The following is a 14,018-nucleotide window of genomic DNA, read 5'->3' on the forward strand; positions in this document are numbered from 1 at the left end:
TGAACAGGAGTGAATAATGACCATGACCATCGATGCCGATCAGCCTGTGAGCGAGACAAGTCGCGCCAAGCGGCTGAAAGCGATGACCAGCACCGTGCATGAGGGGGTAGATCGCTCGATCATGTCGACCACCGCCTTCGCCAGCCTGGATCGCTATAAGCACTTCCTGGCGATCCAGTATCTGTTCCATCGCGACGTGGCTGCGCTCTATGCCGATCCGCGCCTCCAAGCCGCCATTCCCGGTCTCGCGCAGCGATGCCGCCTGCCTTTCGTCGCGGCCGATATGAAGGATCTCGGCATCGACCCGCCCGAGGCCGGAGGCCCCATATTCGACACGGTGATGTCGGCTGATCCCGGCACCGCGCTGGGCTGGCTCTATGTGGCCGAAGGCTCGAACATGGGCGCGGCCCTGCTGCGCAAGGAAGCGCAGAAGCTCGGCCTCTCCGACGGACATGGCGCACGCCATCTGGCCCCTGCGCCGGAGGGGCCAGCGCCGCACTGGCGCGCCTTTATCGCTGCCTTCGATGCGATCCCCCTGAGCGAGGACGAGGAAAAGCGTGCGAAGGAAGGCGCGCTCGAAGCATTTGCGCGAGTGCAGGCCCATGTCGATGCCCATCTCGGTTGAAGCATCCACCGACGAGCTTGTCCGGCGGGGGCGCGCCGCTCGCGCCGGATGGCTCGTGCTTGGCCTGGCGCTGGTGGGGATCGGCTTCATCGGCATTTTCGTGCCGCTGCTGCCGACGACATCCTTCATGATACTGGCGTTGCCCTGCTTCGCGCGTTCGTCTCCGAGGCTTGAGGCCTGGCTGCTCAATCATCCTCGCTTTGGTCCCGGCGTGCGTGCATGGCGCGCCCACGGGTCGGTGCCGCGCCACGCCAAGATTGCGGCCTGCATCGGCATGGCGCTGGGGTACAGCCTGTTCTGGCTTCATGTCAGACCCGGTCCGTTGCTGACCTGTACCGTGGCCGCATTCATGCTGTACTGGGCGATCTGGATCGTTCGGCGGCCCGAGCCGGGAGCACCACAATGAAGCCAGGGCGTTATGGCGGCCATTTTGCCGCTGCAAATGACGAGACCAGCCTGTTCGAAGGCTATGTGTTCTTCAAAACCTACAGTCCTGGCATTGCGCCGGTTATGGATAAGGCTCCCCCGGCGCTATACTCCCAATCCACTGAGGTCGCACGGAACTATGGCCGCTACTGCGATCAGCCGATGGATTGGCGCATCCGCCTGTCCGGCTTCGCCGGGACCGCCTCTATCGTCGGCCTGGTGTTCGCCGCCGCGCTGTTCACCTGGAAGGTCGTCTATCAGCCCGTGCTGACCAATTCAAAGCAGCTGACAGTAGTCACCCTCGCGCCGCTCGCCGCTCCGCCCGAACCTGTGCGGGAAGTGGTCCCCGGCCCCGAAAAGGTCGAGAAACAGGAAGCGGAAGCCGAGCCGGTACGGGAAACGCCACCTGTGCCCCTCATCCAGCTTCCCATGGCTGCATCGGTCAAGGCCGATGCGCAAAAGCCGGCCGAGATCGTCGTTCCCGGCTCGCCTGTGCCTGAGACGACCGCGCCCAAGAGCATAGCGGCGCCCGCTGCAAACCGGTTTGCCAGTCAGTCCACGCCCAATTGGGAAGGGTTGATCCTCGCTCACCTTGAGCGTTTCCGTCGCTATCCGGCGCGTGCCCGCGCCGCGCGCCAACAGGGCACGGCCTATTTACGCTTCACGATGAACCGGGCCGGCATGGTTCTATCGGCCACCATCGTGAAAAAATCCGGTTCCTATGATCTGGACCAGGCCGCGCTCGATACCCTCACGCGCGCCCAGCCCCTGCCAGCTATTCCTACCGGCAGGCCCGATGTGGTTGAACTGACCATCCCTGTGGAGTTCAACTTACGATGACCGGCATCACATCCTTTATCTCTGCGTCCGCGGCCCGAATGCTTAGGCACATTCCAATGACAGGTTTCGGTATGAGAGGACGTTCATAATGGCTGCTGGGAACGACCGGCTTTGGTCGCGTGCTGCCGGAAGCGGAACGCCGCGTCTGGGACATTGCGGACGTTCGTGATCAGAATTGCCAATGGCCGGTTTAAGCGACACCGAACGTTCACTTCGTTGGGCCAATCACCGTTCGAAACGCAAAGACTGGCCGATCCCAGACCCTCCGGGGGCCATCGCGTACCTCTGAATAGCTGTCAGGCAGCGTCCGAGCGGATGTCGTCTGGTGGCATTGAATTTAAAAGATGTGGTGCTGAGTTGCAGACCGCGGCTAAGTGCATGTATGTCCCAAGAGAGGCGACGTTCTCCGGATTACAGGAGCAGCGCAAAGGCCTACCCTGACCGACTACTCGTGCGCACCACACGGCATTGAGGAACTGGATGGCGTTGGGCGCTGATCCAGCGCAATAGCGCCGTGCCTTCGCGATGCCCAGCCGTGTCGATCCAATTTCCGAAGCCCGGATCCTTTTCCGCTACAACGATCGTCAATAGCTTCCCGGCGCCCAGCACCGCCTTAGCGGGGTTGAGCCAGGTATTCGGATTATATTTGTATTCACCTGACTCCATCCACCAATTTTGAAGAACGAAGTTCCAAAAGCGGCAGTTAGGAACCTCTGTCTCAATCACCCAGGCTTCGCCGGGTTCAAGTCGCCAATAACCATGCAAATAGTGGATGTTCGGATCGCCCCCGACATTCTGAAACATCGCCTGATCTCGAGGCAATAGCTGATTAGGCTCACCCATGAACATTCGCGTCCAATCGGCAAATGTTTCAGATGTTCCTTTGACGAAGGCCGCAGTCCTCCTGAGCTTCAAGTCTATAGTTGCCGGATCGAGAGGTTTGGGATGCCGCGGTCCGTTCACACATTCGATCTCCAGGATCACGGGTTGTTCAGTCGCTTTATCGAAGAAGGTTTGCCGCACGAGAAGCATGCTGGTGTCCGCACTCATCGGCAGCCAGTTGCATGGTTGAGGCGTTTGGCTGACCAGGATCTCAAACCTACCGTCTTCAGCGAAGAAGATATCGCTATCTTCGATCTCGCCAGTTGATACCATTTGGCCTTCGGTAGCCCGCCGGTTCGCTTTGGTGCCAAAGCTTAGATATGGCGCAGTACCGCGATGGCCCCTGATACGGTATTCGCGGTCGCCAACAATGTTGGCATTCCAGTAGATGTTATCGGGATTATCACCGCCGATCTTTATTGTTTCATCGGTCATCTTGAACAACCGTGGAAAATCTGGATCAGAAGATTCCACAAAGGCCTCAAGAGATATCCTGGTCAACCTGCCGAGGTAGCGAAGTCCTTCTGCCTGGTCGATACTGCCAAGCGGAACGTCGGAGCCACACAGGATTTCTCCGGCTTCCGCAAGCGCAGTACAGAATTCTTCCCAATTTCGTGACAGTGGCTGCTCCATCTCAATCTCCTCGAATGACGAAAGTGCGCGCGGACGGCGCGATGCGGAATTGTTGCATGTTCAACACCGCATCGTGTCAGTTGAGCACGCGCATCTCAGCTCTGCCGATATACCTGCCAGCCACCGGCGTCGCCTTCCAAGGGCCGCAACGGTGCGGCCCTCCGGAGAATGCGCTTGGCTGGCCTGGACAAACCGCAGCCTTCAGTTCCGGTGCGGCGCAGCTTACTGAACGGGATTAGTCAAGCGACACCACCCGGCATTCGGGCGTCGGATGCTCATCAGCCTCGATCCAGCGCCAGAGCGCCGTGCCGGAACGGTGGCCGGCAAGGTCGATCCAGTTGCCATATCGTCCCAATGGTCTTGCCAATGTGCTGGGCTATTATGGCGTAGGTCCCGGCCCCTACATGTATCTGCCGATCGTCGGACCGACGACATTGCGCGATATCATTGGCGACACGGTGGACAATATGGCGGTGCCTTTTCTGATCGGAAAGCCATTCACCGAACCCGCCTATGTCATTCCGGCGACGATCCTCAACCAGCTTGGTGAACGTGCTGCCTTTGACGATACCGTCCGGCAGATCCGCAAAGAAGATGATCCCTATGCTGCCTATCGCGAGTTGTATCTGAAGCAGCGCAAGACAGAGATCGAGGCGCTGCATGGGCGCACTGGCGATGATGCGGTGCCGGTTTATGGGCGGCGAATGGGAGAAGGCGAGGGAGCCCGGCAGTAACAGCCAGGCGATCCATTATAGACGCTGGCTGATCAATCTTCCGTGCCGAGGTGCACAGCGTCGGCCCCTATACCCGTCAGGATCGGGTGAAGCGCCAATGATCAGCGTCGCTCTCAGCGGGGTCGAACTGATATCCGTCACTGTCGAAGCCGCGCATGGCCTCGACGTCGCTGATATGATGTTCGCACATCCACCGCGCCATCATGCCCCGCGCCTTCTTCGCGTTGAAGCTCACAAAACGCGGGCCGTTCGGACCCGGCTCGCGAAAATCAACGTGGATCACGCGCAGTCCTTTCAGCCTGCCTTCGACAGCCGCGAAATATTCCTGGCTGGCGAGATTGAGTACCACATCCGATCCCTCTTCCGCGACCTGCGCACGCAGCAGTGCGGCGATGCGATCGCCCCACCAGTCGGTCAGCTTCCTGTGGCGGGGCGCCCAGCGGGTTCCCATCTCCAGACGATAGGGGCGGATAGCGTCAAGGGGCCGGAGTAGCCCATAGAGACCTGACAGTATCCGCACATGATCCTGTGCAAAGGCGACGCCAGCCTCGTCCAGCGTGTCAACGTCGAACCCGGTGTAGACGTCACCGGCAAAAGCATAGAGCGCCTGCCTTTGAGGCAGATCGGCAAAATCGCGAAAGCGGTCCGCATTGAGTTTCGCCAGGCGCGGCGAAATATGCATCAGCTCTGCCAGTCGCTTTTGCGAAAGGTTCGCCGCCGACCCGGCGAGGCTGCGCGCTTCTTCGGCGAAATGCGGGACAGTAACCGCCAGGGGCGGCAACGCGCGCTCATAGTCGAGTGTCTTGGCTGGAGAAAGGAGAGCGATCATCGCTCAGGCGGTAGCTGCGGCCCAGCCAGGCGTCAAACCATCGATCTTCAGGCTTTGGGCGTGACCCAGACCTCGACAGGAGCCACGAATTTCCCCGGAGCAGGCTTGCCCACGTTTACCCGGTCAGCCGTGACCCGCTCTCCCGTTTCCAGGTGAAACGTCACCCAGGGCTTGGGCATGCGCCCGAAGGTCATCTTCTGGATCGGCTGGCCGGTGGTGGAATTCATGATCGTTGCGATGATGCTCATCCGGTTCCCTTAGCGTCGATCGCAAGCAATGGTCCATTGCGCTGAGTTCTTATCCCCGGGTTATTCTTGCGGAGAACCCGATCAAGGATCGACTACCGGCCAGGCCCGACCCTTACCAGACGTTCATGCCAGACCAAGTGGCGCATAAGTGCGGACAGACTGGTTATCTGGCTTTTCTCCCCAAAATGATCCGAATGCACTATCCTCGGTTGCTGGACAGTGGCCAAAATAAAGGTGAGATATGGATCGAGCAGTGATCTTGACGGTGGTCGGTAGCGATCGCCCAGGGCTGACGCGTGCTATCGCCGAAGCGGTATTCGATTCGGGCGGTAATTGGCTCGAAAGTCATCTCTCCCGCCTAGGCGGAAAATATGTTGGATCCGTGCTGGTTGAGCTGCCCGAGGACCGGTTGGATGAACTTGACGTCGCGGTCCGCAGTATCGATGCGATGGGCATCAAGATCGATATCATCGCGGCTGCGGAAGATGAAGAACGCAGCGGCTTGTCGCAGGCCATCGAAATTGTCGGGCAAGATCGTCCCGGGATAGTGCGGGAGGTGACGTCGGCGCTCGCCAAGCTCGACGTCAACATCGACGACTTCATCACCAAGATTGAAGGGAGTGCCTGGTCGGGCGCACCGCTCTTCCGCGCGAAAGCGCAGATCGTGCTGCCTGCGGGTCTTTCCACTGACAAGCTTCGCGAGGCACTGGAGGCCATATCTGGCGAGATCATGGTCGATTTCGTAGCGGAGCCCGTATCGAGCTAAATGACGCCCGCTACCTATTCGGCAGTCTGGTACGATTAACTGCGAAAAAAGCCCGGCTGCCATGATAACAGCCGGGCAGTTTGAAGTCTCACCGGCTAAGCCGTGAGCATTCGGGTCGCGAGGTCCCCTTATCGGCTTTGCAGCGCCGGGTCATACCCCCGATCGGGGGAACGCTGCGGAAAATCATGCGGGAGGGCTGCGCCTCGCAAACAAGTTGATCGGCAGCGGCCCGCGCTCTTTCAGTCCTACTTAGCGCCGCAGCATATCGCCGAGCATCGTCATCAGTTCCATCTCCCGGCTCACCCCGAGTTTGGAGAAAATGGATTTGATCTGCGTCTTGACGGTCTGTGCGCTAGTGTCCCGCGCGGCGGCGATCTGATCGCGCGTCTCGCCTCTACCCAGGGCCAAGGCAACCTCCGCTTCGGCAGCAGAAAGTCCATATGCCATGCGCAAAACAGCAGGCGCGGCATCGTGCCACCGCCGCCCCGAGCGGACGATGACAAGAATTTGCGAAGCAAGGCTGAGGCGCCCGGGCTGCGAAGGGAGGCGGCAGATGTCCACCACCATTGGCATCTGCTTGCCAGCACTTCCGAGCAGCAAGGTTTCGAACCCTAATGGCTGGCGATGCCGCCGCGCGAGCGCTTTTAACAGCGCCGCGTCATCACGTGGGTGCGGGAGGCCGATCTTGCCATCCATCACCCTGAAGCGTCCGGCGGAAAGCAGTGCTGACGCTTCGGTCGTCTCGGCCTTCAGATTGCCAGCCTCATCGCAGACAAAGATCGGCAGGCCGACATATTCCAGGGCGCCGTTCAACAGCGCGGTGCCACGACTTTCAAGGGCAATCTGCATTTTGACCGCCCTACCCACATGGGGCGCTATCGCGGCGAATAACTCGCGCGTTTCGGCATCGGTCCTGCCGTCTTTCCGGCTACGGTTGAGAGCAAGGCCGACAAACCGACCTCCCCCTTCAAGTAATTTGGTCTGACAACCGTCCATGATGTCATAGGCGTCGCACATCTCACGATAGAGGTCGAAACCAGAGCCGCGCCCGACCGCACGATAATCTGCTTCACTGCGAATGACGAATGGCTGATCACTGAGCGAGGCGCGCACGCGAACATTAATGTTGGGATCGCCGCGCTCCTGCTCAACGAAGCAAGCTATCTCTTCTTGACTTAAATCATTGATCCAGTTGAAGGGCACCTCGCCGGGCGCAAAACCAATGAGCTGGCCATACGTACTACCAGTCAGTTCCGCCATGGCCCGAAGCGCGCCGAGCCACTCATTTCCATCAATGGCAGCCATGGCGAAACGCTCGCCCAGCGCCCAAATCTTATCTTCCACCCTGTTTCGTTCCTGTCCCGCGACCCGGTCAGAACGTCTATATCTTTGGCTGATCCAGCGTGAGAGCGCGTGAGCAGCAAGAGGATTTAGGCAGCTCTGGGAAGAAACACAATATTTTAGCTGCGGCGGTCCGATACCCCGATCGGGGGATGCGAACAGGAATGCGTTTTGCTTATCCCCGTTCCCAATCGTCTGGAGGGGGTTTTACATGATCGGCAGAAATTCTGTGCGCGCGCCTATTCGTCTTGGGCTTGGTCTGAGTGTCAGTGTTCTCGCGCTTGGTGCGAGCAGCGTTTTTGCACAACAGGCGCCGAGCTTGACCTGCCCCGACGGCAGCGCCGGTCCACTCTGCATCATCAGCAATAGCGGCTCGACAGGACCGATTACCGGAACACTGGGTACTGCCATCATCGTCAATAACAGCGGCACGATCGCTGGCGATCCGGCAATCAGCGCCGGCCAGGCGGTCGTGCTTGCGGTCAGTAATGGGAGCGGTGGGATCATTGGCGGGGGTACGAACGCGATCATAGCGCCTGCCCGGACCGGCATTCCCTTGCTCAGCTTCAATGTGACCAACGCTGGCACGATCAACGGCAATGTGTCCTATGTCGAACCCACACCGACTGCGCCGCAGAATCCACTGGCTGGCGCACTCTATTATTATATCTCCGACGGCGGAACGCTGAACGGCAATCTGCAGCTCGGTACGGGCTTCAGCACCGCCAATTTCATCCAGCGCGGCAGCGATGACGGGGTAACCGGCACCATCGCAGCTGGTGGCGGCATCGACATCTACGCGCGCAGCTACAGCCAGTCACAGTCGCTTGAGCTCGGCGCACGCGCGCTGCCCACGACCTTCGAAATAGAAGGGTTCGAGACGCGAGGCGGCGCTACCACGCTGACGCTCTCGGGACAGGGAACTTCGATCAGCCTCATGGGCGATGGCAATGTCGTCAACAATGGCACGATCAACCTGCTCAACACCGCGGGCCTTTATCCGCAGGGCGTGACCATCGTTCCTGCTGCGATCGGCTATTATCAGCAGCGCTTTGCGACCTTCCAGCGTTCCAATGTGCCGCCGGGCACAGTTCCGCTCTACACGCCAACCTATGGCGATGCGCTGACCAGCTTTATCAACGAAGGCACCATCAATGGCGACATCCGGATCGCTGCGGCGAGTTTCGTCAACAATGACGAGATCAACCTCGCTACCAGCGGCATCGGTTCGGTTGTTACGACTTCGGCGGGGGATGATTTCCTGTTCCGCAACACAGGAGCGATCGAGACGACCTTCACCGGCTCGCGCTCCTTCACCACGGACATTGAGCGGGAATTTGATAATGGCGTGAACGCGGCCGTCCGGATCCGCCAGGCCCTCGAGACCACCACTCTGGCGGGCGCAACCATTGAGAATAGCGGCATCATCACCGGCGGACTGGATGCCAATGTTGCGGCGGATGTCTTCTCGTTGACCAATAGCGGCTTGATCGCTGGCATCGATACGAACGGCTTTTTCCAGCGCGGCCTGACGCTTCAAGTCGGTGCAATGGACCTGGTGCTGCCCAATGCCAACGACGAATTTAACGCGGACAGCGCGTCCATCGTCAACACGGCGGATGGTGAGATCAGGGATGGCTTCTACGCCGCGGTCGCTTCTCAAAACCTCAATTTCGAAAACCATGGCACGATCACGGCGTCGGCGCGGGAGGGCGGTCAGGCATTGCTCATCCGCACTGGCCTGTTGCAGGATGATGGTCCGGGTGACGACGATGTCGTGGACATCGCTGCGGAGAACTTTGCCTTCACCAACACAGGGATCATCGAAGGCGCAACCGAGGTCAATATCGCCAACCGAGTGGCGAGCTTTGACAATAGCGGCACTGTGACGCGCACCGAGCTTGCCATCAATCAGGCTGATCCCCCGCGCTTTGGCGGCATGTCGGCCTTCGACGTGGAGTCGGAGACCGACGAAAGCCAGACGATCACGTTCAACAACAGCGGCAGCATTTTGGGTGAGGACAAGGGCGGATCGGGCCTTGTTCTGGGCGTAAAGGCTGGCGATGATGAGCTTGTCGGCGTTCCGGCGGCCAGTGCGACAGTCAATCTCGTCAACGGCGGTACGGTCAGGGCGACCGGAGGCGCAACGGTAACACCGGGCCAGTTCATTGGCCTTGGACAGGACACGGCCTATGTGTCGCAGATCGCGGCGCTGGGCGTGGATGTCGAAAGTACCGGCGCTGGCACAGTCAACATCGAGAATTTGGAAGGCGGGCTGATCCAGGCAGGCGGCGGGCTCACCGCGGTCGTCGCTGCGCAGGTCCAGGGGCTTCCGCAGCCATTCTGGGTATATAGTCCGATCGCCAACACCGAGGGCAGCCACACTGTCGCTGTTGCTGTCGCGGCCAAGACGGTCAACATCGTCAACAGCGGCACCATCCAGGGCGGCGCTGGCACCGATTACTTCCCCAACACGCCGATCATCGACAATGCGATCGGTCAGCCCAACGGCTATCTTGCAGGAGCCATCCATACCAGCGGCGATCAGCTTGAGGATGAGAGCGGTTATCTGCCCTCGACCGATCATGTGACGAACACTGCCACCGGTGTGATCATCGGTTCGATCGACCTGAATGCTGGTGATGACCGGATAGACAATGCCGGCCAGATCAGCGGCGACATCTACATGCGCGAGGGCAATGACACGATCGTCAATGCGGGCACCATCACCGGAACGGTACAGATGGGCGAGGGCAATGACAGCTTCACGCACCTGCTGAGTTCAGCCGTGCTGAATGGAACGGTCGATGGCGGCGCGGGGGAGGACACGCTTTCCTTCGATATCACCGGTACGACCTACACCGGCTCGATTGATCCATCACTCCGTCAGCTCTTCGCCAGCTTTGAGGTCGAGAAGATCATTGGCACAGGCAAGGTCGTCGTTCAGCAGACGGTGGAAGTCTCTGGCGGTGGTGAGCTGAATTTAACTCAAGGGTCGAGCATCGTCGTGGCGCCGGGTCAGACTGCGATCAGCGGCGGCACGCAAAGCGTCAGCATCTCGAATAGCGGCGAGGTCGTTGGCAATGTGGACCTTGGCGAAGGCGACAATCTTCTGACCAACGCGACCGGCGGCTCCATCACCGGCAACATCATCACCGGCAACGGCGCGAACACGATCAGCAACCAGGGTGGGACGATCAACGGGAATGTCGTGGCTGGAAGTGGCACCGACAGCCTGGTCAATAGCGGCACTATCTCGGGCAATGTCGATCTTGGTGCGGGCGCCGATATGCTGACGATCAGCACCGGCGGCAGCTTCGGCGGCACGGTTGCTGCAGGCGGCGGCACCGATGTCCTCGCCTTCAATACCGGCAGCAGCTATGCGGCCCAGACGACGATCGACGGTTCGGCGTTCACGGGCTTTGAGCAGGTGAATAACACAGCAGGCGTCAACAGCTTCACCGGCGATCTCAATGTCGAGGAAGTAACCGTCTCAGGCGGTCGCTTCATCGGTCAGGCAGGATCAACCCTGACCGGATCGGTTGATGTCAGCAACGGCGGTACTTTCGGCACCGCAGGCACCGTGAGCGGCGATGTCATGATCGGCACGGGCGGCACGCTGTCGCCGGGCGCATCTCCTGCTATCATGACGATCAACGGCAATCTGACCATCGCCAACGACACGACCACCACCTTCGAGTTCGTTCCTGTCGGGCAGAGCGATCAGATCATCGTCAATGGCGGCTCGGTGACGATTGGCGACAACACGACTGTCAATCTCACCGGCTCGCTGACACCTGGCGCGTCGCGTGACCTGATCGTGGTGAACGGCGGCGGCGCCATCACTGGCGACTTTGACATCGTCAATCGGAATCCGGGCATTGTGGGCGTGCTCCGCAACAATGGCTCCACCTTGCAGTTGCTCGGCACCTTCGTGGCGCCCACCGGCATCTCCACCCAGGCCAATGCTGCTGTCGGCTATGTCAACGACCTGCTGATTGCAGGAACCGCGAGCACTGCGCTGATCAATGCCGTTCCGACACTGTTGAGCGGTGGCACCGCTAACGCAGCGGCCTTCGGGCAGCTGACGCCCGAAGCATATGCCAGTGTGTCCCAGCTTGGTGTCGAGCAGGGGCTGGCGCTCGCCAAGGCGGGCCGCGCAGGGCTTGCCGAAACCACGCGCGAGATAGCTGGTCTCTTCAGCTTTGCGCAGGGCCTCGGCGACTGGCGCACGCTTAAAGGTCGTGGTTCAGCCGGCACATCGACGGCCAAGAGCCACAGCTATGGTGTCGTTGGTGGTATCGGCTTTGGCAGCGCAACCGCATCCATCGGCGCGTTCATCGGCTATATCGACAGTCGCCAGACGATCGCGCGCCTTGGCGCACGGACGAACTCCGATGGCCTGGTTGCCGGTCTTTCGGGCCAATTCATGAGCGGTGGCTTCGACGGGACCGCGACGATCGCCTATGACTGGAGCGAGGCCAACACGCGCCGCGCCGTGCCGGGCGCGACCGCGATGTCCGGCGACTATCGCCTCCGCAGCCTGGTGCTTGATGGCGTGGTCGGCTACAGCTTCCCCTTGGGCAGGTGGGCCGTCCACCCTGAGGTAGGCGTCACTCATATCTCCACCCGCCGTGGGGCGGCGAGCGAGACAGGCAGTGCCGCCTTCGCACTGTCTGTGGATGGCAACAAGACCAGCGCGACGTTTGTCGACGGCGCCATCAAGCTGAAGGGCGGTATTGGGGATGGCGCAATGTTCCACCCGTGGGCATCGGTAGGTCTGCGACACCAGCTTGAAGGTGAACGATCCGCCGCTCGCGCGGGGTTTGTTGGCAACGCCGAACGGTTCACGGTCGTTGGCGCAGACCGGAAGGACACCATGGCAACGCTTGGCGCTGGTGCTAGCTACGATCTTGCTGCGGGGCTCAGCCTCTATGGCGCCTATCAAGGTGAATTTGGTGGGGGCCAGAGCCACAACGTCAACGTCGGCGTGCGTTTTGCGTTCTGATAAGAAGCCCGGCGGGCTCATGAATTCCCAATGGCGCTGCCGATCGCGAGGTCGGCAGCGCTAGCTACATGGGCTGAAACGCCGACGCATCTTCGACAAATGAGCGATCGGTAAGTTAACGGAAGCGGCTACCGACCCTTTGTCGCCATTCAGGCACCAATTTCGCATCCTTAGGTTCGGACTGTCCGGTAACCGGCAGGTCGCGACCAACTCAAGACGTTCAGCATCTTTTATGTAAGCGTCAGCTTTATGCCGTAACCTGCCTTTCAGATCGCGCAAACCGGCCGGTCGGCTGTGCGCCATTCCAGCCTTTCCGCCTACTGGACGCTTACCCAAAAAAATCGGGCGGTCGCGATCGACCAGATTGGTGGATGACGGCACGGCCTCTTTAAGCACTAAGATGGAGGAAGCGGAGGCTTGTTCATGACGTTAGGCGAGTGTCAGCTTTACTCGCAGCTTCAGGTGGAAGCGGCCTTACCGCTTGGCGCGAAACAGTTCACTTTGCGCCTGAAGCCGCATAGATTGCAGAGGAAAAATCGCAGATTTCTACAGATTTTGCGTCTTTCTCTTCCGTTGTGAGAGTACATGATGGCAGCTATGGCATGTTAGCGTTCGCGCGGGTGCGGACGCAGATTTGAGTTTCGGAATCTATGACGAAGATGTCAAAGGCTATGTGGCCTGTGAGCGTAGGCAGTATCGCTTTGCTTTCCTGTGCTGCTATGGTTGTACGGTTTGACGAGCAATTGACTAAGCCGCTCATAATGTCTGCCACTACGCTGCTTTTCTGCGCGGCACTCACTTTTAAGCGCCGTGCAGTTCTCGTTGCAAGGGCTCCAATACCGCTTGCCCGTGTCCGTCTTGTTTGGGCATCGGCCTTAGCTATTTCCTTAGTAGCAGCCGCCCTCTTTGTTTTCAGCCTCGATCCAAATGATCCCGATACCCCGGTCACATTGGGTGCGGAGTGCCTGTTGTTTTTAGCCATCCTCGTTTGGACGGGGGCGCTTGGCTGCGCTGAATGGTTTGAACGCTCTCGAATTCAAGATTAGCTCATTAAGTCGCGGCTCGGGAATCCACTCAGAGTGAGCCACATTTTTTGCTAGGCTATTTTCCTCCTAAGCATAATATCGGCTGAAAATCCTGCGCTTAGATGGAGCAAGTCACAAATTGTAGAGAATTAAAATCTACGTGAAGTCCCGTATTTCTGCGGCTTCTACCAGCAGATCAGCCCGATATTATCATGCTCGCGCCAAGCATCAGGCCCGCACCGTAGAACGCTGCAACAGACCAAAAATAAACTGGCGTTTGGTAGCGGCTTGGTTCTCGTAAAGGGGATTTGATCGGCATTTTTCCCGTGCGAAAACCGAAAAAGAGGCTTGAGGCGAACGCCAATACAAAGATGATGCCGATCACTTCCAATCACTGGTTCCCTTCAAGTCATCACACGGCGCTAGAAATTGCCTTTTCGTAATCAGCCACAAGCTGATTGAATTTGCGCTGCTCTTCGCGAATTTGCCGTTTGCGCCAGTGGACGATAATTAACAATGCGAATGCCGCAAAGGCACAGGTAACAGCTAGGCTGTAAGCGTCGTCGCGAATGGCAAGCGCGATGTAGCCGATCAATATCAGAGCCATCACCCATGTCGCGATTACGCAAAATGTCGTAAGATGCCAGTAGAGAGGTGCCTC

The 14,018-nt window shown here is 59.2% G+C and carries 13 protein-coding genes; 7 read left to right on the top strand and 6 right to left on the bottom strand.

Translation table 11 applies throughout. The annotated features are described in order from the left end of the window. The first annotated feature begins 16 nt into the window (after window positions 1–16). From FHS54_RS14555 to FHS54_RS14565, 3 genes are read left to right on the top strand one after another with little or no spacing between them, the layout of a single operon-like run. On the top strand, window positions 17–625 hold the full coding sequence (locus FHS54_RS14555; RefSeq protein ID WP_167304882.1) for a biliverdin-producing heme oxygenase: 609 nt from the start codon (window positions 17–19) through the stop codon (window positions 623–625). After that, a complete protein-coding gene (locus FHS54_RS14560) occupies window positions 609–1,031 on the top strand; it encodes a YbaN family protein (RefSeq protein WP_167304884.1) in 423 nt (140 codons plus the stop codon). Before FHS54_RS14555 ends, FHS54_RS14560 begins: the two co-directional genes overlap by 17 nt. Beyond that, window positions 1,028–1,891 (top strand): energy transducer TonB family protein, encoded by an 864-nt coding sequence (locus tag FHS54_RS14565; RefSeq protein ID WP_243855782.1) that lies wholly within the window; start codon window positions 1,028–1,030, stop codon window positions 1,889–1,891. The genes FHS54_RS14560 and FHS54_RS14565 overlap by 4 nt, the downstream gene beginning before the upstream one ends. 432 nt (window positions 1,892–2,323) lie before the next feature. On the opposite strand, the gene FHS54_RS14570 is transcribed toward FHS54_RS14565, so the two are convergent. Continuing rightward, window positions 2,324–3,406: a DUF1214 domain-containing protein gene (locus FHS54_RS14570; RefSeq protein ID WP_167304885.1), complete on the bottom strand. Its 1,083-nt coding sequence runs from the start codon at window positions 3,404–3,406 to the stop codon at window positions 2,324–2,326. 338 nt (window positions 3,407–3,744) lie between these two features. Here FHS54_RS14570 and FHS54_RS14575 point away from each other — a divergent pair, with 338 nt between their 5' ends. After that, entirely contained in the window at window positions 3,745–4,140 is a 396-nt protein-coding gene (locus FHS54_RS14575; RefSeq protein ID WP_208405047.1) for an MlaA family lipoprotein, read from the top strand. Between the two features lie 76 nt (window positions 4,141–4,216). Here the strand turns inward: FHS54_RS14575 and yaaA are convergent, their stop codons facing one another. Both yaaA and FHS54_RS14585 read right to left on the bottom strand, forming a co-directional pair. Further along, complete coding sequence (gene yaaA, locus FHS54_RS14580; RefSeq protein ID WP_167304886.1) at window positions 4,217–4,969, bottom strand: peroxide stress protein YaaA; 753 nt, start codon at window positions 4,967–4,969, stop codon at window positions 4,217–4,219. A gap of 47 nt (window positions 4,970–5,016) precedes the next feature. Beyond that, window positions 5,017–5,217: a hypothetical protein gene (locus tag FHS54_RS14585; protein ID WP_167304887.1), complete on the bottom strand. Its 201-nt coding sequence runs from the start codon at window positions 5,215–5,217 to the stop codon at window positions 5,017–5,019. Window positions 5,218–5,470: 253 nt separating this feature from the next. On the opposite strand from FHS54_RS14585, the gene FHS54_RS14590 reads away from it, so the two are divergent. Then, window positions 5,471–5,983: a glycine cleavage system transcriptional repressor gene (locus FHS54_RS14590; protein WP_341785980.1), complete on the top strand. Its 513-nt coding sequence runs from the start codon at window positions 5,471–5,473 to the stop codon at window positions 5,981–5,983. Between the two features lie 249 nt (window positions 5,984–6,232). On the opposite strand, the gene FHS54_RS16605 is transcribed toward FHS54_RS14590, so the two are convergent. Next, window positions 6,233–7,327, bottom strand: coding sequence for a LuxR C-terminal-related transcriptional regulator (locus tag FHS54_RS16605; RefSeq protein WP_167304889.1), 1,095 nt, complete (start codon window positions 7,325–7,327; stop codon window positions 6,233–6,235). 316 nt (window positions 7,328–7,643) lie between these two features. Between FHS54_RS16605 and FHS54_RS14600 the strand changes: the two genes are divergently transcribed. Then, window positions 7,644–12,332, top strand: a complete 4,689-nt coding sequence (locus tag FHS54_RS14600) for an autotransporter domain-containing protein (RefSeq protein ID WP_167304890.1) — start codon at window positions 7,644–7,646, stop codon at window positions 12,330–12,332. A 761-nt stretch (window positions 12,333–13,093) separates the two neighbouring features. Next, window positions 13,094–13,378 carry a hypothetical protein gene (locus FHS54_RS14605; protein WP_167304891.1) on the top strand — a complete coding sequence of 95 codons (285 nt, stop codon included), beginning with the start codon at window positions 13,094–13,096 and terminating at the stop codon, window positions 13,376–13,378. 175 nt (window positions 13,379–13,553) lie between these two features. Here the strand turns inward: FHS54_RS14605 and FHS54_RS14610 are convergent, their stop codons facing one another. Next, on the bottom strand, window positions 13,554–13,748 hold the full coding sequence (locus FHS54_RS14610; RefSeq protein ID WP_167304892.1) for a hypothetical protein: 195 nt from the start codon (window positions 13,746–13,748) through the stop codon (window positions 13,554–13,556). Between the two features lie 21 nt (window positions 13,749–13,769). Then, on the bottom strand, window positions 13,770–13,952 hold the full coding sequence (locus FHS54_RS14615) for a hypothetical protein (protein WP_167304893.1): 183 nt from the start codon (window positions 13,950–13,952) through the stop codon (window positions 13,770–13,772). Window positions 13,953–14,018 lie beyond the last annotated feature (66 nt).

The organism is Sphingobium vermicomposti (assembly GCF_011762025.1).
Classification (GTDB): Bacteria; Pseudomonadota; Alphaproteobacteria; order Sphingomonadales; family Sphingomonadaceae; genus Sphingobium; species Sphingobium vermicomposti.

Coding starts and splice junctions, on each gene's coding strand:
- FHS54_RS14555 (WP_167304882.1), top strand. CDS start 17: ATGACCATGACCATCGATGCCGATCAGCCTGTGAGCGAGACAAGTCGC.
- FHS54_RS14560 (WP_167304884.1), top strand. CDS start 609: ATGCCCATCTCGGTTGAAGCATCCACCGACGAGCTTGTCCGGCGGGGG.
- FHS54_RS14565 (WP_243855782.1), top strand. CDS start 1,028: ATGAAGCCAGGGCGTTATGGCGGCCATTTTGCCGCTGCAAATGACGAG.
- FHS54_RS14570 (WP_167304885.1), bottom strand. CDS start 3,406: ATGGAGCAGCCACTGTCACGAAATTGGGAAGAATTCTGTACTGCGCTT.
- yaaA (WP_167304886.1), bottom strand. CDS start 4,969: ATGATCGCTCTCCTTTCTCCAGCCAAGACACTCGACTATGAGCGCGCG.
- FHS54_RS14585 (WP_167304887.1), bottom strand. CDS start 5,217: ATGAGCATCATCGCAACGATCATGAATTCCACCACCGGCCAGCCGATC.
- FHS54_RS14605 (WP_167304891.1), top strand. CDS start 13,094: ATGTCTGCCACTACGCTGCTTTTCTGCGCGGCACTCACTTTTAAGCGC.